Source organism: Maribacter sp. R77961 (genome assembly GCF_044594925.1).
Taxonomy (GTDB): domain Bacteria; phylum Bacteroidota; class Bacteroidia; order Flavobacteriales; family Flavobacteriaceae; genus Maribacter.
This window is the reverse complement of sequence record NZ_CP138991.1, coordinates 3,635,716-3,660,218: the sequence shown is the minus strand read 5'-3', so window position 1 is coordinate 3,660,218 and position 24,503 is coordinate 3,635,716. Positions and strand designations below refer to the sequence as shown.

Genomic DNA, 24,503 nt, shown 5'->3' with positions numbered 1-24,503 from the left:
GATTTTATTATTCGTCCCGTAAGGAGTCTACGGGATTAACGATTGCCGCCTTTACTGCTTGATAGCTCACCGTTAAAAAGGCGATGACCAATGCTAAGACACCAGCTAATGCAAATGTCCACCATGAAATGGTTACCCGATATGCAAAATCCTGAAGCCATTTACTCATTAAATACCAGGAAATAGGTACTGCCAATGTTACAGAAATTAACACCAGCTTCAAGAAATCTAAAGAAAGAAGCGAGGCAATACTTTGAACTGAAGCTCCTAATACCTTCCGCACTCCAATTTCCTTTATCCTGTTCTCTGCCATGTAACTAGCTAGACCAAACAGACCTAAGCATGATATAAATATGGTTAACAAGGCAGATAAATTAGCCAAGGTTTGAGTGCGCTGCTCATCAATAAACTTATTAGCGTACTGTTGGTCTACAAACTCATAATTAAAAGGATATTCGGGGTTAAATTTTTCAAAGATACTTTCTACTTGGGCCAAGTTTTGACTCATGGTATTCTTCGGATTCAATTTAAGATGTATAAAATTGGTCCATTCTCCATTACCATGAATAATTACAGGTTCTATTTTCTGGAAAGGTGAGGTGAATACAAAATCTTTTACAACACCAATTATGCGCCAATCCATACCCATATCCTTCACAATATTGCCTATAGGCTCATCAAATCCCATATGCTCAGCTGCAGTCTCGTTAATTAACATGGCAGTGCTGTCCGATGGGTAAAGAGTATGGTTCAAATCTCTACCAGCAAGTACCTCTAGACCTAATGTTTTAGCAATCGCCTCACCGGCGGTAAACCGCAGAATCAAGGTTTTATCATCAAAATCTTTGCCTTGCCACTCCATATCCCAAGAGTTGCTCCAATTTTCTGTTACAGGAGAAACCGTTCTTGTAACCGAAGTAGCAGCGCCCGAGGCAATTAATTCATTTCTAATGCCTTGATATTTTTGCTTTACATCACCTTCCATATAGGTGTAGATAAGATTATCCTTACTATAACCCATTTGCCTATTCTGAACTTTGTTCAATTGTTGTTTTACGATTAGGGTAGAGGTAATAAAAACAATGGCAGCAGCAAATTGTACCACGACCAGAACCTTTCTAGCACTGAATTTTGAGTTTAACTTTTGAAAAGTCCCTTTTAATACGGAAATAGGCTTAAAAGCAGACAAATATAAAGCAGGGTAACTACCCGCAAGAAGACCTGTAAACACAATAATGCCAAGAGCTGAACTCCAGAATATGGGATCTGTATAATCTATGCGTACTTCGGTTTGAAGTAACTCATTAAATTTAGGCAACACCAATAAAACAAGTACGAATGCAAACAACGCACTTAAAACCGATAATAAAATGGACTCGCCCATAAACTGACTTATGAGCCCTCCTCGCTGGGCACCTATAACTTTGCGTATGCCCACTTCCTTGGCACGTTTTTCACTGCGTGCAGTGCTTAAATTCATAAAATTTATACAGGCAATCAATAAAATTATAAAAGCTATAATACTAAATAGCCTTATGATGGCTATCCTACCTCCAACTTCCTCTCCGTTTTCAAATTCACCATAGAGATAGTTTCTAAAGAAAGGATATGGGTAGGTTACCATATCCGCCGAATCCTTATCATAAATCTCTCGTAGATTACCAATTTTATCCAAAAATGAAGCATAGTCGGTATTTTCCTTGAGCATAATATAGGTAGCAATGGAGTTATTACCCCAGTGCTTATCATCGTGGCCAATCTGTTTCAAATAAGACCAAGGAATCAGAAATTTAAAATGAAACCCGCTATTGCTCGGTAAATCTTTCAACACTCCCGATATTTTGAAAACATCGTTGTTATCTATTTTAACCACCTGCCCCATTGGATCATTTTCCCCAAAAAGTTCTTTGGCAAACGTTTCTGTCACCACCAAAGAATTTACATCGGCCAATACCGTCTCCCTGGAGCCATTGATTAAGGGGAAACTAAACATATATAGGAAATCCGGGTCTACAATTGTACCCGTTGCCTTCATACGTTTATCCCCTACCGAAAACAGGTAAGTGTCATCATAATTGTACCTCGACACTCGCTCCACTTCAGGAAAATCTTTTTTAATGGTAGGGCCCATAATCTTAGGTGTTGAATTCCATGTCCATATTTCACCATCTACAGGATACTGATTATAAACCTGATAAATACGGTCACCGCGTTCATGAAACTTATTAAAACTTAACTCATAGTCAACCCATAACACTATTAAGGCCGTAGCCGCAAGCCCTATGGAAAGTCCTGCGATATTCAGTACGGAGAACCCCCTATTTCTAAGAAGATTTCTCCAGGCAATTTTTAGATAGTTCTTGAACATGATAACTTCATTTTTGATTGGTGTTTTATTCTTTATGCAGACTGTTGACAGGGTTTACCACTGCTGCCTTTGTAGTTTGATAGCTTATCGTAAACAAGGCAATTAACATTACAAAAGAAATAGCTACTCCAAAGATCCACCATGGCACACTAATACGGTAAGCATAGTTCTCTAACCATCGCTGCATCATGTAATAAGCAAAAGGAACAGCAATAAGGCCCGCTACTAATATTAGCAACATTAAATCCCGAGAAAGCATTTTAAAAAGACTCCAAATTGTTGCCCCCAGTATTTTGCGGATACCAATCTCCTTGGTACGAGTTTCAGTCGTAAATATTGATAGACCGAACAAGCCTAAACAGCTAATGAAAATGGCAAGAATGGCAAAGATCCATGACAATTTTCGCATACGTTCTTCAGCTTGAAACTTGTTACCAAAGGCGTTATCCACGAATTGAAATTCGAACGGAACGTTTGGAGCAAATTTGGAAAACTCCGTTTCTATTCGTTCCAATGACTGGACAATACTTTTTTCAGGTGATAGTTTTAAGTTAATCCAATTAGCTTGATTATAATTAATACTATAAACGGCTTGCTTAACAGGTTCAAAAGGAGATTCAGTCAGCAAATTTTTAACTACTCCAATGACTTTGTGTTCTCCATCATACCAACGAATGGTTTTACCCACTGGGTCTTGAAGGTTCATATATGCTACCGCAGCTTCATTTAAAATATAAGCGGTGGAATCCGAAGAAAACTCCCTCGAAAAATCTCTTCCTTGCCGTACTTGCCAATCAACGGTTTTTCCGTAGTCATGAGAAACATAAAATGACACAATATTGGTTGTAAAATTAGGATCTTTCCCTTGCCATTCATAACCCCCATTACTGTTCCAAACCTCGGTCACTGGGCTAGAAGATTCCGCCATTTCCACTACGGCACCACTATTTAGAAGCGCTTCTCGCAGCACATTATATTTACCCGCCAGTTCTTCGGTGGTCTTTTCTACCATGATAAGGCCATTTTGGTCATAACCTATGGGGCGGTTTTTTGAATGTTGTATTTGCTGATTGACCACAATAGTGCCAGAAACCAAAACAATTGATACGACAAATTGAATGACAACCAGAACCTTACGAAATGACATGGCGGATTTCCCTGTTTGCAGATTTCCCTTTAGCACTTCTCCAGGTATAAAAGAAGAAAGATACAATGCAGGATAGCAGCCTGAAAACAAACTCGTAAGCGCTATAAGTCCCAGACTGATACCCCAAAAAAGTGGCTTTAGTATAGGAAATACAATTTGCTTATCAGTCAACTGATTAAATACAGGCAGAAGCAACACAACCAGAGTAGAGGCTAACAAGGAAGAACAACAGGTTACAAAGAAGGATTCTAATAAAAATTGTGCGATCAATTGATTTTTATTGGAACCGACCGTTTTTCGTATCCCGACTTCCTTAGCTCGTCTTTGAGCTCGGGCCGTACTAAGATTCATAAAATTAATACAGGCTAAAAGCAATACAAAAACGCAAATAATACCAAACATGCGGACGTATTGAATTGCTCCTCCGCTTAAAACACCGTTCTTAAAGCTAGACCGCAGATGCCAATCGTTCATGGCGTGAAGAAAGATTTGTGGATTACTCTTTTGGGTCACTTCAGGAACATGTTCGTAAAGTGTATTCTTTATTTTATCACTTACCGATGAAATAGTAGTTTGTTCAGAGACCTCTACGTAGACTTGGTAAGAATTATTGTCCCATAACTTTTGATCCCTCGCAGTTTTTACCCAGTCGTTCATCGAAATATATAGCGACCATGGTGCGATGAAATCTAACTTCTTAGATTCTGAAAAAGCGGCAATTGACTCAAAAATATTTGAATTGTCTGGTAAATCTTCAAAAATACCCTTAACCGTAACCACTACATCGTTGTTCAACTGTAATGTCTCTCCTATGGCCTTTTCATCTCCAAAAAGTGCCTTTGCAGCTGAAACTGAAAGAATAATAGCATTGGGGTCATTAAGTGCATTATAATTTCCTTTCAACATCTTTAAAGAAAATAAACGCAGTGCATCTTCCTGCATAAAAGCACCATATTGGTTTAAGTTTTTCTCTTTTACCGAGAACACGTTGTCTCCAGGAAAAGAACTCATCACCACATATTTGAAATCATCACTATATAAGTTGCTTAGTTCTTCCGCTAATGGATAGGGTTGAGTATATCGTGTTCGTGTTTCACCGTTATCCGTTTTGTTCATAAGTACCTGTGCGATGCGGTCGTGGTTCTCGAAATTTGAATTGAAAGAAATCTCTTCGTTAACCCATAGTCCTATGAACATGGCTACTGCCAAGCCAAGTGCAAGTCCGCCAATATTAATCAACGAATACGTCTTATTCTTTATAAGGTTTCTTGCAGCTATTTTTAAATAGTTCTTAAACATGATTGATTTTATTGATTAATAATGATTGATGATTTATGCCTCATTCTGCCCGTAAATTACGTGCAGGGTTGGAACTTGCCGCCTTAAAACTTTGAAAACCAATAGAAAGAACAGCTAAAAACAGGGTCACACTACCAACAACTAATGCCAACCACCATGGTAAAGAAATTCGATACACAAAACTTTGTAACCACGTTTCCATAAAATAATATGCCACCGGAGCGGCAATAACAATTGCAATGAAAATTTGTTTAAAAACTTCCTTTGCCAAAAGTTTTAAGATTCCAGAAACTGTACTCCCCAATACTTTTCTAATGCTAATTTCTTTAGAGCGTTGGGCAATTTGAAAAGATATCATTCCAAATAAACCCATACCTGCTATAAAAAGTGAGAGTAAAGTAAAAAGACCTAAAGCCTTGCCTAACCGCTTTTCTTCATCATAAAATTGCATATACGAATCTTCAACAATTTTAACCTCATAAGGTACCACGGGTACAATACTGTTCATAGTATTTACAATGAATTCTTTGGTCCTTTCGAAATCGGACATATTAATCTTTAGAACTACCTCACCAAAATTTCTTGTGAATTCGGGTGTCCTTAAGGCCATAAAAAGAGGTTCAATAGCTTGGTCAAAGGTTTTTAAATGGAAATCCTTTAGGACACCGATTACCTCTCCATTGGCAAATTTTTTGCCAATTGGGGCATCCCATCCTAAAGATTTTACTGCGGCTTCATTTAGAAGATAGGCCATGGAGTCGGAAGCAATTTCCCTAGAAAAATTTCGCCCTTTTACCAGATCCATTTTAAAAACATCTAGAAAGTCATGATCAACATAGGTCCTAAAAACGTACATGGGTTCTTTGCTATAATTACCTTCCCACTCTGTAACAGGGCCTTGACTATTTACATTAAAGGGTAGTTGAGAGCTTAAGGAAACCTCTTTGATTGTTGGGTTCTCTAAAAGCATTTTCTTTAAAACCTCTTGTTTAGCTGTAATCTCTGATTCAAAATAACTAACATGTACCAGTTGATCATTTTTGTAGCCAAGACTTTTGTTTTGAACAAATTCTAATTGCTGATAAATTATAATGCTCGCTATAGCGAGCCCAATTGCCACCCCAAATTGACCAACGATAAGGATATTTTTTAACGAACGCCCTTCTTTGTGATTTTTCAAAAAATTACCCTTTAGTGCTTTTATAGGACCTATCCCAGAAAGAAAAAGTGCTGGATAAATGCCCGAGCAAAATCCCGTTAATAACATCGCTACTAAAAGAGGAATAACTATATTGACGTTTGCAATAAGTCCAAAATCGATGTCTCTATTTAAAAGCGTATTAAAATATGGAAGTAGAAGATGTGTTAGTACTAATGCCAAAACCAGACTAGTGATCACCAAGAAAAAGGATTCTCCCAGGTATTGAATAAGAAGACTACCCCTTCTTGCCCCTAAAACTTTACTAACCCCTACTTCCTTTGCCCTTTGAGCAGATTTAGCCGTAGCTAGATTGGTATAATTTATGGCGGCCAAAATGAGAATTATAGCTGCAATTAACATAAATAGATTAATCACTTTTATGTTCCCGTTTTGGCTTAGTTCAATATTTATATCAGACTTTAAATGAATATCTTCTAACGGCTGTAACTTATATTCTGGATAAAACTTGAACCCTTGTTTCTCATAGGCAGGCTTAGTGATTGCTTCATAAACCTTCATTTTTTGTTCAAGGTTTTTATAGTATTCGGCATCTTTAAGAGTTAAATAGGTATGGTAATTATTACTCACCCAAAAACCAATATCATTAGGGTAATACGATTGACTTTTGTACGAGACGATAAAATCATAACCAAAATGTTGGTTTTTAGGTGGGTTTTCAACAACACCTTGCACGGTGAAGGTTTTTCCGTTTCCAAATTTCAACACTTTACCTATTGGTGCTACGTCTCCGAAAAATTTATAGGAAAGTTCCTTCGTGATCAGTATGTCATCGGGATTTTCTAGAACGTTAGTAATATCACCTTCTATAAATTCGGTAGTAAAAACATCAAAATACGCACTATCGGTAAACAGTCCCTGGGCTACGGCAGATACTTCATCTTTAATTAGAAGTGCACCGCCTATGTTGAGATTGGTCACGGCCTCTACTTCGGGAAAATCTTTTAATAATGCCTCCCCAAGAGGTAAGGGAGCTACCGCAAATAAATCGGTACCCTGATAATCATTACCTCTCTGTTGTTGTATTATTCTAAATGTTCTATCTGACTTTTCATGGTGTTGGTCATAACTTCTTTCAAACTGAATGTATAAGGTCAGCAGAACAAAACATGTTATAGCTATGGTAAGTCCAGATAAATTAATTGCCAAATACGATTTGTTTTTAAGTAAATTCCTCCATGCGATTTTAAGATGATTTTTAAACATGATTTTAAGTTTTAGTTGAACTACTCCGTACGTAAACTTTTTACCGGGTTAACTCTAGCAGCTTTATAACTATGCCAACTAACCGTTACTACCGTGATCATAATTACAGTGGCACCAGCGAGTATAAACATTCCTATACCTATCTCTATTTTATAGGCGAATGTTTCTAACCATTTATTTGCTGCTAAATAAGCCAGTGGTGTAGCCAAAACAAAAGCGAGAAACAACCACTTTAAAAAGTCCGTATTTAGCATGACTAGAATTTCAGAAATAGTCGCCCCGTTCACTTTCCGAATACCAATTTCCTTAAACCGCCTTTGTGCTACCATTAACGAGAGTCCCAATACGCCCATAGCACAAATAAAAACCGCTATAAGTGCAAATATTAATATTAGATTTTTCTGTAAACGCTCTGTCCTGTAAACCTCCTTATACAAACTACTTACCTGAAAATAGGCCAGTGGATACTTTGGAAATAGTTCGTTCCATGTGCTTTTAATCGATGCTACGGCCTCTGCACGGGTTGCCGGCTCATAGGATACCACTATATTTTCTAACCAGCTGTTTTCCCTTTTGAACATGACCAAAGGCTCTACCTTGGTCTGTAGTCCAGAAAGATGAAAATCCTTGACTACTCCTATAATTTTACCCTTCGGAATTGTTACGCCCTCAACGGGCGATAGCAAAGCGAAATCTTCCCCAATAATGGTATTTGCATCTTGATAACCTAAATAATGCAGGGCCGTTTCATTAATTACATACTCTCCATTGCCATCTTGATCAACAGTATTTTCGTTGAAATTAGTACCCCCTAAAAACGAAAGTCCAAATACGTCCGCAAAGGAATTATCACAAGAGAAAACGCCTATGTATTCCGCTTCTTCATTAGGAATATTTGCCATCTCAAAGGCGAACATATCATTTGTTTCTCCCCCAGGAGGTGCCATCATTGCAGAAACAGATATTACCGCACTTTGTTTTAAAAGCTGATTTTTAAAAAGTCCGAAATCTCTTTGTACTTCTGAATGAACATAAGGTATGCATATGACGTTATCTTCCTTGGCGGCCATAGAATTGTTCAGGGCGAAGTCCGTTTGGCGGGAGATAACGATTACACCCACTAATAAAAACATTGCTAGACCAAATTGAGAAATTAGAAGTACTTTATTTGTTCGTAGGGTACCATCGCCTTTGATATTACTTTCTAATGAAGTATTCCGGAAACGTTCCTTGAAAGCAGGTTGAATTCCGGCAATAAGACCTAAAAATGAAAAGACCAATACAACCGTCAGAACAAACCACTTGTTGCCTTGAAAAAGATTAATTTGATATAAATCCAATAACATACCATTCAATTGGAAAGAAACAGCAAAAACGATGATTAGAGAAAGAGCTATAATTAGTGTGCTTTCCAATAAAAAATAACGGGACATTACTCTTCTGGATGATCCTAATATTCGATGCAATGTCAAGAATTTGGTGAGGTAACCCGCCATACCAATATTTAAACTCGTAAAATTAGTCAGCGATATAAAAAGTAATATCAAAGCGGCGATGCTGAGCAACCAAATATTGGTCATGTTCCCGTTGGGTTCTATTTCACGTAGTAAGTTAGAGTTTAGATGAATCTCCTTGATGTTAGTGACATTCGCTTGAAACTTTTCTACTTTAGTTTCCGCTATACCATACATTTCATTTAATTTGTTGGTGAGCTTACCATCAAGACCTTCAACGTTCGCATTAGACTTTAGAAGGAAATAGACATAGGCCCATCCGTTCATAGCATCTTCGCCTGGCATTACCAATAGGTCGGGATGGAGATGACTTTCCCTTTCAAAGTCCTCCATGACACCCGTAACGGTAAAAGTCGTCTCAATGCTATTGTAATGACCCGGTGGAAGGGAAATGACCTTCCCCATCGGATTCTCATTACCAAATACTCTATCAGCCAAGGATTGGGATATAACAGCCCCGCCAAGTTCCTTTAGTGCGGTTTCCTGATTTCCCTCCTTGAAATTAACATTGAAGATTTTAAAGAAAGTATCGTCTACCGCAAAAGCTTGGTTGATTACATAATGCCGTTCTTCCTTCAAGATCAGCCTATCCCGTAATGGCATTAACCTTACAAAACTTGCTATCTCGGGAATGTGTTCCAAAAGTTCAGGAACGTTTTTGGCATCAGAAAACCTAGCAAAGTGGTTGCCCTTGAAAGCACCTGAGTTAGTAGCGGTAAGCCTAAAGGTTCGCTCCGTATCTGTATGCGCTAAATCATAACTAAATTCACTCTTAATAAAAAGTGTTATGAACAGTACACCGCATAACCCAAGTGATAGCCCTACGACTTTAATACCATTTAAAACCGGTCTCTTCCTAATATTTCTTAGCGCGTATTTTATCAGCATTTCATAGAATTTACTCTGTTCTTAGACTTTTAACGGGATTTTTCTTTGCGGCATTAAGTGCTACAGCACCTACCAAAAGTGATGTTCCTAAGAACGCGGCTAGGCCAACTATTAAGAATGTAAAATGTTGAATATCAATCCTATATGCGAAATTGGAAAGCCATTGCTTACTTCCATAGAAAGCAATGGGCCAACTAATGAGTAAGGCTATTGCTATATAGAGTACATACTCTTTTACAGATGATTTGATAATATGAAATTCAGAGGCGCCTAATACTTTTCGTATCCCTATTTCTTTAGTTCTAGCTATAACCAAGAATACGGTAATGCCTATGATACCCATTGCTGCAAGTATTATTGCTAAAACATTCATCCAAAAAATAAGATTCGCCGTTTGTTTATCTTGAGTATAAAGACTTGAGATATTTTGACTCAAAAATTCAATTTCTAATGGCAATACATCACCAATACCCTCATAAACAGCAGCAATTTTATCTGTGACCAAATCTGTTTTGTCGGGGTCAAAAGAAATAATACTTACGCCCGCCATACGAACGTTTGGAGAGAGTGTTATAAAGTAAGGTTCTACTTGCTCTCGCAAAGAAAAAATGTTAACATCTTCAAATATTCCATCTATTACAAAAGGAAATCCAACTTGTCCTGCATCCGATACATATTCAGGCTCGGAGATAACCGTGGTTCCTATTAATTCTTCAACAGTTATATTCTTGACTTTCGCGAATTTTTGCGCTGCAGTTCTATTAATAATGGTTTTTCTACCAGTTGACTCAGTACTTCCTATACTGGTTTCTATGCCGTACGCTTTTAAAGCTTCATAATCTAGATACAATTGATTGGCGTCATCAAAAACTTCGTCTATACCTTTCAGTTTATACGTGGTCTGATTGAAAGTACCAATACCAAAAGAGGAACCGTTACCTACATGGTCAATCCAAGGAACTTGTCTAAGGCGTTCTTGAAAAATATCTTGTTTTTCAGACGAGGTATACGCATATAGCACCCCTTCTTTTTTATAGCCCACGTCCTTGTTCTCAATAAAATTCATTTGTTGAATAACAAAATAAGAAACCGAAGTAATTGAAATCAATATCACAAACTGACTTACAATAAGATACTTACGAATAGAAAAATGCTCATAGCGATTGTCCTTTAATTTTTGATTGAATAAACTTAAAGCGTTCTTGGTAGAGAGAAATAGTGCCGGAGCTATGCTTGCCAATACCCCTAAAATAATCGCTAAACAAACTATTAAAAGTAGTGTTCGAGGATTTTGCCAAAGACTGGCACTCAAATTTACGCCCATCAATGAGTTGAAAGAGGGCACTATCAATGCCAGTAATAGGGCTAAAATAGGTACAGCCAATAGCGCTAATAACACTCCTTCCAATATAAATTGTCTCGCTACGGCAAAGCTCTTTGCTCCCATAGCCTTCTTAATACCTATTGACTTTCCTTGTTTGGATTTGATGGCCAACGTAAAATTAGCATAATTGAAAAGGGTAATTATAAGAATAAAGACTGCAAAACCTCCAATTAGATATATAAACGAATAGTTACCAGGGGTTTTTAGTTCATACAAAATATTGGATTTTAGATGAATATCCTCTAGCGGCTGTAAAAAATGTTCTTTGTAGAGCGGGTCCTTGACCACAGATGGGTTTATCGTGCCCATCTCCTGATTCATTCTCTGTTGTACCTCTTTAAAGGAAAGATTATCAGCAATGCCAATATATACTCTGCTTCCCCAATAATCAATACTCGGATTACTTAAGGCTATGGAGAAATCAACATGAGAATTTAGGGGTACGTCCTCAATAACCGCCGCTACTTTATAATTCTCTTGCCCAATAGTAATGACCTGACCAATAATACCGGGTGAATTATACATTTCTTCACCAAAAATTTTGGAGGCTGCCGACTGCGTCAAAAGTACTTTGTTAAAATCCTTTCCAAAGTCGGCAAGACTCCCCATTAGCGGTGTCCATGTAAATAGTGTAGCAAATTCAAGCGGCGTGTTGGTCGTTAAAAATCCTTTTTCTTGTACTCTATTGCCTTGCCATTCTATAAACTCAAGATTATCAGAGGTTATGAACTGAGCTGCGTTCTGTATACCTGGAATGTTCTTTAATCCGTTTACTACATTGAGTTGTTTCTCATCAGCTCCGTTTTCAAAACCCAAAACACTATAATCCTGAGAGCGATACGTCCATCCAACGCGATAAATGTTCTCAGAATTCTCATGAAATTCATCATAACTATTTTCAAAACCGATATATCCAATAGCGACGAAGGCAACAAAAAGTCCGCCTACGAGACTCAATAGATTAAAAGTCATAAAAAACCGATTTCTTAGAAATCCTCTGAGTGCTATCTTTAAACCTGTACTTATCATAATCAATTTCTTATTCTGTTCTTAGACTTTTAACGGGGTTGACCATTGCCGCTTTTATAGATTGGAAACTCACCGTGAACAATGCAATGGCAATGGCTATTAAACCTGATATAACAAATACGGACCAATTAATATTTATTCGGTAAGCAAAATTTTCCAACCAATTATTCATTACCCAATAAGCTATAGGAAAACTTATGACCAAAGAAATGAAAACTAATTTCACAAAGTCTGTGGATAACATCTTTGTAATGGTAAATACACTAGCTCCTAAAACTTTGCGTACGCCAATTTCTTTCTTACGCTGTTCTGCCATAAAAGCTGCTAAGCCAAATAATCCTAAACAGGCCACAAATATGGCTAGAACACAGAAGAGCAGTCCTAATGTGGCCGTTTTCCGTTCAAGTGAGTAAAAACGTTCGAGATTCTTGTCCAAGAAAACATATTCAAAACTGGACTCCGGAACTACTTCTTTAAATTTAGTCTCTAACTCCCCAATAATCACAGGTAAGGATGCGCTATTAAATCGTACTAAGGCAAAGGATTTAGGTTCTGTTTTGCCATTGTGAAAAGCATAGGCCCCAATGGGTTCATGTAGGGATTCAAAATTAAAATCGTCAATGACACCAACTATGGTTGCATTGCCACCAAAGCCTCCTATCAAAGCTTTCTTACCGATTGCATCTTCCACAGAATAGCCCAAATATCGTATCGCCTTTTTATTAAGAACAACATCTATAATGGTGTCGTTCTCTTGCTTCAATTTCGGTAATAGATTACCCGCTAGTAGTTTTAATTTCAACAAACCAATAGCTTCTGCATCAATCCTATTGGTGCTTATTCGCAAACCATTTTCATCTTCTTGATTTTTGAACAACATTCTGCCACTTACCGTAACCCCGGGAAATCCTTGCGCCATAGCTATATCGGTAACATTGCTCAAAGATTGTAACTCTTGCACCAATGCTTTGGTCTTTGCTTTGTCCGGAATGGCCATTGTGGATATAGCGACCGTGTTCTCCGGTTCGTAACCTAATTTTTTATTTTGCATCAACTGTAATTGTTGATAAATAACAATAACGCCAACAATAAGCATCACCGATGCCGCGAACTGTAATACCACCAAGCCTTTCCTAATCTGGACAACTCCTCCTCCTTTTTTAATTTCAGGATTCAATATGGCCTTAGGGGAGGAACGCGATAAATAAAAGGCGGGATACGACCCTGAAACGAGTGTTGTAAGGGCCCAAAACGTAACTAAACCTATAAACAACTCTGGACTTAATAGAAATGAAACATCTAATTCTTGTTCCGTAATGCTATTAAAAATAGGAACAGTTACATAAGCTATCAGCATCCCAATAGCCAAGGCTATAAAGGTTACTAGGCCGGTCTCCGTGTAAAAACGCAAAATCATGCTTTTCGAAGATGCCCCAAGCGTTTTATTTATCCCTACATCCTTGGAGCGTTTTTGAGATCTGGCGGTCATTAAATTCATATAATTGACGCATGCAATTATTAAAATCAATAGCCCTAGAATCGATAAATTTTCTATCTCATTTATATTACCCACTCTATTGGTATATGAATTCACATAATCTGTGGAGTATAAATGTACTTTCTCTAAAGGCTGCAGCGATAAGGTGAACCATTGCCCCTCCTTTGTAACATTTTTATCTAAAACTGCCTGCATTTGTGTCTCCGTAGCAGTAACTGATGTGTTCTTCTTTAGTTGAATATACGTTTCAAAACTAGAGTTTCCCCAAGTAGGATTATCTGCTGCCCATGAAGAGCTAAAAGAACCTATCATATTACAATGGAGTGTGCTGTTTCCCGGAAAATCTTTGAACACACCGGTTACTTCTAATTGTTTTTCATTATCAACCGTAATAGTTTCCCCTATGGGATCATTGTCGGGAAAGTATTTTTTAGCAGTACTTTCTGATAAAATAACAGTGTTTGGTCTATCTAAAGCGGTATTGGGATTTCCCTTTGTAAATTCCATACTAAAAATAGTAAGCAAATCTGGATCACACCAATAGAGTTCTTTTTCTAAAAAATTATTCTCATCAACCTTAATAAAAGCAGTCTGCCCAAAATCATGTTTTAACATACGAGCTGCATATTTCACCTCTGAAATATCAGATTTTAATGCAGGGGCAAGTGCCGCCGGTGAGGTACAGAAAACTTGGTTGTCATAGGACTCACCAGTACGTATCAGCGTTCTATATATATCTTCGCTATTGGCATAATCGGTATCATAACTACGTTCGTAGGTTATGAACATAAAAAGCAAAATGGTAATTGCCAAACCCAAAGAGAGGCCTACTATGTTAATTACCGAAAACATTGGGTTTCCCTTTAAATTTCGCCAAGCTAATTTAAAATGATTTGTTATCATGATTCTCGTTTTTTGATGTTGACAAAGTTCAACACAGATTGATTATTCTTTTACTCCGTTCGCAAGCTCTTTACCGGGTTTGCCTTTGCAGCCTTTATGGCCTGAAAACTCACCGTAAGAACCGTGACGAACATTGCACCTAGCATGGCCAAAGCAAAAATCCACCACTTAAGAATTACGCGATATGGATACTCTTGTAGCCAACCGTTCATGACATAATACGCCACGGGAACCGCAATAAAACAAGAGATAACAACTAGCTTCAAAAAATCTTTTGAAAGCATGTTCCAGACGTTGAAGATGGATGCCCCAAGCACCTTTCTCACTCCTATTTCCTTAGTACGTTGTTCCGCCACAAAGGAGGTAAGTCCAAATAACCCTAGACAACTAATGAGTATGGCCAAAGCGGTGAATATACCAGATAGCGTTCCAATGCGCTGTTCAGCGGCAAATTTTGTCGCATACTCCTCGTCCACAAAATCATACTCAAAAGGAATGGCTGGAAAATTCTCTTTAAAAACACGTTCAATGGTAGCCAAGTTTTCACCCGCACTGCGATTAGGGTTCAATCGCAGATTGTAATAACTAAAATTTTCAAATCTGTCATATACATAAACCCCTTGCTTAACAGGCTCGTAGGGCGATTGGGTGATCATATCCTCTACGACCCCTATGATCTTCATTGGTGGATCAGGGTCTTCTATATCGGCATCTCGCAATAACTGTCCAATAGGGTTTTCCATCCCCAAATATTTTTTAGCCGTTTGATTGATTAATACCCCTAATGAGTCTGACGCAAAATCCCTAGAAAAATCCCTTCCTTCAACAATTTTTAAGTTCAGGGTTTTGGCATATTCCGATGATACCTCCGTCCATGCCAAGTCCTCCTGAAAACCTTCAGGTTTACCTTCCCATGTAAAACCACTCCTATTTGACCAAATTCTTGTAGTTGGACTACTAGAAGTAGCCATTTGAACCACAGCACCCGAATTTAGAAACTGCTCTCTCATGAGATCTGTTTTTCCACTAAAGTCTTGGCTAAAAGTAGGTATCTGTATCAAACCCTCTTTGTCATAACCAATAGGTCTGTTCTTTGCATGATTGATCTGTTGCATGACAATAACGGTACCTATAATAAAAGCTACCGATACGGTGAACTGTACCACTACTAAAATCTTCCTTGGCAAGCCGGCATACCTACCTACCTTAAAAGTTCCTTTTAATACATCTACTGGTCTAAAAGACGATAAGTAGAGTGCTGGGTAGCTCCCTGCCAATAAAGCGGTGAAAAGAATGAATAGCACAGAAATTATCCAGAAGGTTGGATTCAACCATGGAAAGATAATCTCCTTGCGAGCTAATTCGTTGAATCCTTTAAGAGATACCAATACAATTACTAATGCTAAAAAATAGGCAAAAACAACCACCAAAAACGATTCGCTTAAAAACTGATAAATTAGCTGTCCCCTTTGTGATCCAATAGACTTACGAATACCTACTTCTTTACTTCTTTTCTCAGAACGTGCCGTGCTTAAATTCATAAAATTGATACAGGCCAGAAGCAATACAAAAGCCCCAATAATACCGAAAAGCCATACGTACTTTATTCTTCCACCCGTCTGAATACCATTCTCGAAATTATTTTTTAAATACCAATCTTCCATCGGAAAAAGAAAGATTCTAGGATTGTATTCCACAACCTCTTCATCGGCATTTTTCTTAACATCTATAATAGCGTTGGTAATGCTGTTCATTGTAGTATTATCAGCTATTTCAACGAACATTTGAAAAGAATTATTCCCCCAATTATCTTTTGAGTTCTGCATCCACTCCCGAGTATTATAGTAATGTTCCCAAGGCATGATATAATCTAAATCCCTAAAAGAAGAATTATAAGGCATGTCTTCATATACGGAGGTTACCATCATATCATATTCATTACTAATACGTACGGTTTTTCCGATTGGGTCTTCATCTCCAAAAAAGGCGTCAGCAGTAGACTCAGAAAGCATGATAGCGTTTATTTCTCGCAATCCATCTTTTTCTCCTTTAAGAACATTGAGTCCTAATAGCTCAGGTGCATTTCGCTGCATGTAGTTTCCGGGTCTAGAAAGATTAACCTCACCATATTTTATATAGGAATCATTGGTCCAAGAAGACATTACCAAATACTTGAAATTATTCCCAAAACCTTCTCTTAAAGCAGGTTCTAAGGGTAAGGGAATAGCAGGTCCTGTTCCCGTTCTGTTATTAAAGGTCTGGGACTGATAGACCTGTGCGAATTTTTCTTTGTTACCAAAATTGTCGTTGTAGCTAAGTTCATCCTGCATCCACAAACCAATAATCAAAGTTACGGCCATTCCCAAGGCCAGACCACCGATATTAATTATGGAATATGCCTTGTTCTTGATTAGATTTCTCCAAGCAATTTTTAAATAATTTTTAAACATGATTGTTCGTTTTTTGATTGGTTATCAGCAGATAACGAATCATGAAAGCCTATTTTCATGCCAAACATACAACCTACTGAATATCATATAATTGCATAAATTAAAATCTCTTTAACTGTCAAATATTTGGACATTACATGTACAATATGTTTACAATGACTATTCCTGCAAGAAACTGTTACAAGTTCATTGTATAATAAAACAAGACTATCTGCATATGTATAACCAATAATTGTTATTCTGTTCGCAAGCTTTTTACCGGATTGGCCAAAGCAGATTTAAGCGATTGGAAACCTACGGTAAAGAAAGTAATCACCAGAGCGAAACCACCCGCTAGAAGAAATACCCACCACTGTATTTCTATGCGATAGGTAAAATCTTCCAGCCAATGTTGCATCGCATAATAAGCCAACGGAGATGCTATTAAAAAAGCAATGCCAACTAGCTTTATAAAGTCTTTGGTCAATAGTTGTACTACGGAATTAATACTGGCACCTAGTACTTTTCTAATACCTATTTCCTTTTTCTTTTGTTCCGCTACAAATGACACCAAACCGAATAGGCCCAAACAGCTGATTAAAATCGCCAGAATGGTAAATACTATCGAAATTTGACCCAATCGTTTCTCCTCATCATATAGTTTTTCTACCTCCTTATCTACAAACCTATAGTCAAAAGGAACATTTCTTACCGTAGCTTTCCATTGATTTTCCAATCCTGATAATAGTTGTTGATAATCTGTAGTCTGTGTTTTAATAAACAACCAATTCGGTTCATTTTCCTTATATAAAAATAACGGTGCTATTTCATTTTTTAACGAGGCAAAATGATAATCTTTTACTACTCCTACAATTCGCATTTCAAAGGTTTCATCTCCAAAGCTCTGCACCAATCTAGCGCTCAGCGCATCCTCTTCTTTAATGTCAAAAATCTTTAATGTAGCTTCATTTACAATAATTTGATCTGTTGTATCGGCTACAGTGAAATCCCTTCCTTTCAATAAGGGAATATTCATTGTCTCAAAATAACCCTCGCTTATTCCCTGTCGTTTAACTACCGTATTATTTTCTCGATTTCCTCCCGGTAAATACAGTCCATTATCATTTAAGATAACTTCGGACGGGGCATAATTTCCACTAGATACATTTAGGACTCCTGGGATATTCAAGAAAGAGGTTTTAAGAGATTCGAACTTGCTTGAGGCCTCGTCAGTCCCTATCCTTAGGGCTAGTAGATTCTGCTTTTGAAAGCCCAAATCCTTATTTTGTGTAAAACGAAACTGTTGTGTTACGATAATCACCGTAGCCACCAAACTTATGGAAACTACAAATTGAAATACCACCAGTGCTTTTCGGAAGGTTCCGTTGCCAGATTGTAAAATTGTAGCGCTTTTTAACGCTTTAATCGGTTTTATGGATGATAATATTATGGCCGGATAAATTCCGGAAATCAGTCCTGTAAATACACCTAACCCTAATAATATTAAGCCAATACTCCAATTCATTAAGTCCTCATGTCCCAAACTAGCGTTGGTAAGTTCGTTTACCAACGGGAGTAGAAAAATGGTAATAGGAACACTAATGAGCATCGCAAACAAGGACAATAACAAAGATTCGCCCAAAAATTGACACATTAGACTATTTTTCCCAGCCCCTACTACTTTACGTACTCCTATTTCCTTTGCTCGTTTACTTGCCCGTGCCGTGCTTAAGTTTATAAAATTAATACAGGCAACCAGCTGAATAAAAAAGGCAAGCGTTAGTAAGAAATAAAGGTATTTGATATTGGATACTTCATGAATTTGATTATCTCTTCCTGCGGAATATAAATGAATATCTGACACAGGCTTAAGTATTTGGACCTTGTTATCCATTCCTGCATCCTTAAGGTCTTTGGCTCCTCTTTCCTGAATAAATCCAGGTAATTTATTCTGTAACCCAGCGGCATTACTATTCGGTTGTAGTTTTACATAACTATACACAAAATTGTTAGTTGCAAAACTTTGAAAATTTTGAACAAAAGTTCCCATTCCAGGGGTACTCATGCTTACAATGTAGTTTGGGTCTAAGTGCGATTTTTCATAGGATTCATCAAAAACACCTTTTACCGTTAAAGTTTGGGCATCCGCACCACTACCCCATGTTACTGCTTTACCTAAAGCTTTTTGAGTGCCGAACAGTTTATTTGCCAAATAAGAGGAGAGCACCAGGGCATTGGGCTCATTCAAGGCAGTTTCTTGTCTGCCTTCAACAAATTTATAGTTGAACACTTTAAAAAAGGTAGAATCTGCCATATATACCCGGGGCTCATAATAGGCATCTTCACTATCCGCGGCACCTATTAAATTACTGTAAAAAACATCGGTCAACACCACTCGGGTAGCTTCTTGAACCTCTGGAAAATCTTCCTTTAAAGCAAATGCTATCGGCGGAGACGCCGCTGCGGTATTAAAAGAGACTTTTCCATCTCGTTCTATGATTGTTTCCACTCTGTAGACCATGTCCGCATTCTCATGATGTTCATCATAACCAAATTGTGAAAATACGTACAACAAAATGGAAAGACAGCTAACAGTACCTACCGTCAACCCTAACAGGTTTATAATGGTCTGCTGCTTATTCTTAAAGAGATTCCTCCAAGCGATTTTTATATATTGCTTTAACATGATAGTTTGTTTTTTGATGATTATCCACGTTCGTCGTAGACTGATGAATTATTCTGTTCGCAAGCTTTTTACCGGATTTGCCCTTGCCGCTTTAATGGCATGAAAGCTTACTGTAGCTACGGCAATAGCAAGGGCAATACCTCCCGACAGCGCAAAAACCCACCAACTTATCTCTACTTGATAAGCATACACGTTTAACCATTTATTCATAGCGTACCAAGAAAACGGAGTTGCAATTAATATGGCAATCAAGACTAATTTCATAAAATCTTTAGATAGCAACGTTACAATGCTTGAAACCTCTGCGCCTAGAACTTTACGCACTCCTATCTCTTTTGTTCGTTGTACTGCACTATAGGTTGCTAAGCCCAAAAGTCCTAAACAGGCAATTAGAATAGCTAAAAATGAGAAAATAGTAAACAGATTTTTAAACTTGAAATCTGCTTCGTACTGTGTATTGAAGGACTCATCCAAAAAACTATAAAGGAAAGGACGGTGAGGCGCAATTTCTGACCACTTGCGCTCAATATTAGTTATGGCCTGTTGCATATTGGCAGATTTGATCTTTATTGACAGGTACTTTCCAAATTGCGAGTAACGCAAGGTTAAAGGCGCCACTTGTTGATGAAGTGATAAATAGTTGAAATCCTTAACCACACCAACTATTTTCCCCTCTCGTCCCCATTGCTCAAAACTTTTACCTATGATATCCGAAGGGTCTGCGTATCCAAAGCTTCTTGCTGCAGACTCGTTGACCACCATTGCGGAAAGAGAGTCCGTAACAAACTCCCTGGAGTAAGGCCTTCCCGCCACTACTTCAATCTCATAATGGGGAATAAAATCAAAATCGATTTCATATAAAAAGGGCTCAAAGTGCTCCATCTTTCCTTCAGAGGTTTCTATTTCTGTTCCTGCAGCAGGAAAGTGACCGCCCGGTACCGTTCGCGAGCCAGCAACCGAAACCACTTCGGGCAGATTCATGAACTCCCTTTTAATCGTTTCCATATTATCCAGTACCTGACCGTCCCAGTTGAAGTCAATCACTAGTTGCTGCTCTCTATCGAACCCTAAATTCTTGTCCAACATAAAACCTAATTGAAAATACACGATTACCGTACTTGCAATCAGTGCAATAGAAAGACTGAATTGAAAAATGACCAAGCCCTTTCTAAGGCTGTTTCCTTTTTGAGAGGTCCTGAACACACCTTTTAAAACACTTGAAGGCTTAAAGTTTGACAATATAAATGCTGGGTAGGAACCGGCCAAAACACCAGTTATCAAAGCCATTCCAAAATAGACCAATAATGTAGTACTGTTAAAAATCTCATTACTTAAGAATAGTTTTCCCGTGATTTGCCTCATGGCAGGGAGACAGATGACAACTAATGCCAACCCGATCAAGGAGGCTATGAATACCATAAGCATCGACTCTCCAAGAAATTGATACCGCAATCCTTGTTTGTCCGCTCCAATCACCTTTCTAACGCCAACTTCTTTTGCTCTTTCCAAAGAACGAGCTGTAGCCAAATTCATAAAATTAATACAAGCAATAATCAAAATAAACAGCCCTATTATGGCAAATATGTAGATATTGGATAGACTACCCGTTATTCCAGGTTGTCTTGCAGCTTCAGAATTTAGATAGGCATCTTTTAAAGGTTCAAAAGAAAGATCATAGTAATATTCAGCATTCTCTGCCGGTCTATTTCTTTTTAAGAACTCTGGCATTTTAGCCTGAAAAGCCTGTTGGTCAAAGTTATCCGTAACCAAAAAATATGTATAAAAATCTACGTAGCCCCAAGCTTCAAAAATCTCAGGTCTTGTTTGGTAAAAAGAACTCATGGACATGAGCGCATCAAACGAAAAATGTGAATTAGCAGGAACATCCTTCATTACTCCTGTAACAGTATAAATACCGTCATTAGCTCTACCACCGTTACCATCCATTGTTTTACCGATAGGATCTTCTTTTCCAAAGTACTTTTTTGCGGTACTTTCGGTAAGTACTATAGAATAAGGGGCTTTTAATGCTGTTTCCGGATTACCGGCCAATAAAGGCCAACTAAATACCTTAAAAACTGTTTCATCTACGTAAAAAGTATTTCCTTCCTGAAACGAACGTTCATTATATTCCAATAGAACATCTGACCTTCCAGAGAACTGTACTTTTTCTATGACCTCAGAAAAATCTGCTTTTAATGCTGGCCCTACGGGAGCATTCCCCCAAACCCATCTGTCCTCTAGATTATCCTCACTACCATGATGAACTATCCTATAAATATTATCTGCTTTCTCGTGGTACGTATCATAGGACAGTTCGTTTTTTATGAACATCGCTATAAGCAAGAAACAAGTCATACCTATGGCAAGACCACCGATATTAATTGCAGAATACCCTTTGTTCTTACCTAGGTTCCTCCAGGCGATTTTTAGATAATTTTTAAACATAGTTTTCGTTTTTAATGATTGATGTTATTCCGTCCGCAGGCTTTTTACCGGGTTAGCTATTGCAGCTTTTAAGGCCTGAAAGCTTACCGTAAACAATGCGATACTTATTGCTATAAGTCCAGCAAGTGCAAAGACCCATAAATCAATGGTGACCTTATAGGCAAAACTTTCTAACCATTGATTCATAAACCACCACGCTAAAGGGATCGCGATAAATAAGGCAATCAGTACCAGACGCATAAAGTCTTTTGATAGTAACCGAACAATACCTGAAACACTAGACCCCAATACCTTTCTTACCCCAATTTCTTTTTTTCGTTGCTCTGCCGTGTAAGCTGCCAGACCAAATAAGCCCAAACATGAAATAATAATGGCAAGAAGAGCAAATATCTTGGCTAGCTCCCCGACCAATTCTTCGTTTCTGAACCTAGAATTGAAAAGGTCGTTTTCAAAACGATATTCAAATGGAAATGCAGGGTTATATTTTTTCAAAACATTCTTGATAGCTGCCAGCGCATCGGTTCTAGATGATTTGGGTTTTATGTTTACATACATGGTACTGGCAAAATTTGGATAATTTAAAAACATTACCGGACCCGTTTTCCCATTGCCATACATGTCACCATAGAGGTAGTCGTTTACGATACCAATCACATTGTATTCAGTATTGCTACGCGTGATAGTCTTACCAAGAGCACTGCCATCACCCATCATTTTAGCGAAGGATTGGGTTATAATCACATTCGTGCTATCTACGGCATTATCACTATTAAAACCATGCCCTTCCAATAAATTTAACCCAACTGTATCAAAATAATTTGGGCTTACATATCTGAATCTGACAAGCACATCCTCAGTGTCCTGTCCGCCTTGCCAACTAAGCCCCGGACCATTATTCCCACTCGAAAGCATATTTGTATTGGTCAATGCTACATCCTTTACAGTACCTGTAGCAATCATATCCTGTTTGATAGGGAGAAACTTATCAATCATATTCCCGGTAACAGACACATTTAATAAACTTCCTTTATCGTAGCCAACATCCCTAGCTTTAACATGCTGTATTTGTTGATAGATAATGACACTGGAAATGATAAAAACTATGGAAACCGCAAACTGAGCAACTACAAGACCTTTTCTAATAATTGTTGCGCTACCTTGATTTTTATCGACCCCCTTAAGCACGTGGGCCGGTCTGAAAGAGGAAAGATATAGCGAAGGATACCAGCCCGCTAAAAGACCACAAATTAACGTAATACCTAAAAGTGATAGTATATGAATAGGTTCAGACAGTCTCAGTTCAATCTGTTTTTCTACCAAAGTGTTGAAGGACGGGAGTAATAACACTACAAGAACAACACTTAATATCGCCGACATAGCGGATAAAATCATAGACTCCGTTAAAAACTGACCTACTAATCTTTTTTTACTAGATCCTAATACTTTTCGCACACCAACTTCATTGGCCCGTTTACCACTTCTAGCGGTTGAGAGGTTCATGAAATTGATACAGGCAATCACAAGAATAATCAAAGCAATGAAGGCCAGCGACTTTACCAAAGTAACCTTGCCTCCAACAATTTTCCCTTCTTTAAACTCGGAACGTAGATGCCAATCCTTAATTGAATGTAAAAACGCCTCATTTGGAACTTCCGTAGCATATTCTATTTTGGAAGCTATCATTTTCCTGACCTTGGTATCTACTGTTTTAAAGTCGGTATTTGGAGTAAGTTCTACGAAAGTATCAGCAAAATTTCCACCATATTGTTCGGCCCAAGCCATATTTTCTTGTCCCAATTGGAAACGCTGAAAGGGTATAAGCCAATCAAATTTATAGGTAGTCGTGCTTGGCAAATCTCGAATGATACCCGTTACGGTAAAGGAAAACTCACTATTCAATTGTAGTACTTTATTCAAGACGTTTTTATCGGTACCGAAAAGCGCTATTGCGGTTTTCTGTGCCAACACAATTCCGTCAGGGTTTGAAAGCGCTTTGTCCTTTTCTCCTTCCAAAAATTCTAAACTGAACATATCGAGAAAATCAGGTTGCACGTACCTTCCAAATCTGTTGATTCCCGTTTCCCCGTTTGTGAGCAGCATCTTCTCCCCAAATGTTGCGGCAGATTTTGCAATTCCAGGCACTTCTTCTTTTAAATCTTTGGCAAGCGGTCCAGGGGTAACGTTATAAGTATATACTTCTCCTTCAAAAGTTTGGTTGGTGGGCACGTAATAAAGTAAGTCTTGTTTTGGAAAAACACTGTCATAATTTACCTCATCTTCAACCCAAAGCAATATGAGACAGGCACAGGTAATTCCTATGGCCAATCCAAAAATATTCAATGCGCTGTACCCTTTGTTTTTCCAAAGGCTTCTCCAAGCAATTTTTAGGTAGTTTTTGAACATGATTATTTATTTTACGGATAGTTCAACCGTGCTTGGCACGGATGATTACTAGTTTTGATCGATGATTATTAAAAAATAGTCT

General features: G+C 37.9%; 10 protein-coding genes. All 10 read right to left on the bottom strand.

The features are described 5' to 3' along the window. Nucleotides 1–7: 7 nt before the first annotated feature. Entirely contained in the window at nucleotides 8–2,368 is a 2,361-nt protein-coding gene (locus SJY09_RS15790; protein ID WP_396636668.1) for an ABC transporter permease, read from the bottom strand. 25 nt (nucleotides 2,369–2,393) lie between these two features. Then, nucleotides 2,394–4,814 (bottom strand): ABC transporter permease, encoded by a 2,421-nt coding sequence (locus SJY09_RS15785; RefSeq protein ID WP_396636667.1) that lies wholly within the window; start codon nucleotides 4,812–4,814, stop codon nucleotides 2,394–2,396. Nucleotides 4,815–4,854: 40 nt separating this feature from the next. After that, nucleotides 4,855–7,239, bottom strand: coding sequence for an ABC transporter permease (locus tag SJY09_RS15780; protein ID WP_396636666.1), 2,385 nt, complete (start codon nucleotides 7,237–7,239; stop codon nucleotides 4,855–4,857). Between the two features lie 20 nt (nucleotides 7,240–7,259). After that, nucleotides 7,260–9,641: an ABC transporter permease gene (locus tag SJY09_RS15775; protein ID WP_396636665.1), complete on the bottom strand. Its 2,382-nt coding sequence runs from the start codon at nucleotides 9,639–9,641 to the stop codon at nucleotides 7,260–7,262. Nucleotides 9,642–9,651: 10 nt separating this feature from the next. Next, entirely contained in the window at nucleotides 9,652–12,054 is a 2,403-nt protein-coding gene (locus tag SJY09_RS15770; RefSeq protein ID WP_396636664.1) for an ABC transporter permease, read from the bottom strand. A gap of 10 nt (nucleotides 12,055–12,064) precedes the next feature. Beyond that, on the bottom strand, nucleotides 12,065–14,455 hold the full coding sequence (locus SJY09_RS15765; protein WP_396636663.1) for an ABC transporter permease: 2,391 nt from the start codon (nucleotides 14,453–14,455) through the stop codon (nucleotides 12,065–12,067). Between the two features lie 50 nt (nucleotides 14,456–14,505). Continuing rightward, nucleotides 14,506–16,905 (bottom strand): ABC transporter permease, encoded by a 2,400-nt coding sequence (locus tag SJY09_RS15760; protein ID WP_396636662.1) that lies wholly within the window; start codon nucleotides 16,903–16,905, stop codon nucleotides 14,506–14,508. 235 nt (nucleotides 16,906–17,140) lie between these two features. Further along, complete coding sequence (locus tag SJY09_RS15755; protein ID WP_396636661.1) at nucleotides 17,141–19,570, bottom strand: FtsX-like permease family protein; 2,430 nt, start codon at nucleotides 19,568–19,570, stop codon at nucleotides 17,141–17,143. A 48-nt stretch (nucleotides 19,571–19,618) separates the two neighbouring features. Next, entirely contained in the window at nucleotides 19,619–22,018 is a 2,400-nt protein-coding gene (locus tag SJY09_RS15750; protein ID WP_396636660.1) for an ABC transporter permease, read from the bottom strand. Nucleotides 22,019–22,042: 24 nt separating this feature from the next. After that, nucleotides 22,043–24,421: an ABC transporter permease gene (locus SJY09_RS15745; protein WP_396636659.1), complete on the bottom strand. Its 2,379-nt coding sequence runs from the start codon at nucleotides 24,419–24,421 to the stop codon at nucleotides 22,043–22,045. Between the last annotated feature and the right edge of the window lie 82 nt (nucleotides 24,422–24,503).

What these genes read in the sequence shown, in the direction of transcription:
- SJY09_RS15790 (WP_396636668.1), bottom strand. Translation starts at nt 2,368, where the DNA reads ATGTTCAAGAACTATCTAAAAATTGCCTGGAGAAATCTTCTTAGAAAT.
- SJY09_RS15785 (WP_396636667.1), bottom strand. Translation starts at nt 4,814, where the DNA reads ATGTTTAAGAACTATTTAAAAATAGCTGCAAGAAACCTTATAAAGAAT.
- SJY09_RS15780 (WP_396636666.1), bottom strand. Translation starts at nt 7,239, where the DNA reads ATGTTTAAAAATCATCTTAAAATCGCATGGAGGAATTTACTTAAAAAC.
- SJY09_RS15775 (WP_396636665.1), bottom strand. Translation starts at nt 9,641, where the DNA reads ATGCTGATAAAATACGCGCTAAGAAATATTAGGAAGAGACCGGTTTTA.
- SJY09_RS15770 (WP_396636664.1), bottom strand. Translation starts at nt 12,054, where the DNA reads ATGATAAGTACAGGTTTAAAGATAGCACTCAGAGGATTTCTAAGAAAT.
- SJY09_RS15765 (WP_396636663.1), bottom strand. Translation starts at nt 14,455, where the DNA reads ATGATAACAAATCATTTTAAATTAGCTTGGCGAAATTTAAAGGGAAAC.
- SJY09_RS15760 (WP_396636662.1), bottom strand. Translation starts at nt 16,905, where the DNA reads ATGTTTAAAAATTATTTAAAAATTGCTTGGAGAAATCTAATCAAGAAC.
- SJY09_RS15755 (WP_396636661.1), bottom strand. Translation starts at nt 19,570, where the DNA reads ATGTTAAAGCAATATATAAAAATCGCTTGGAGGAATCTCTTTAAGAAT.
- SJY09_RS15750 (WP_396636660.1), bottom strand. Translation starts at nt 22,018, where the DNA reads ATGTTTAAAAATTATCTAAAAATCGCCTGGAGGAACCTAGGTAAGAAC.
- SJY09_RS15745 (WP_396636659.1), bottom strand. Translation starts at nt 24,421, where the DNA reads ATGTTCAAAAACTACCTAAAAATTGCTTGGAGAAGCCTTTGGAAAAAC.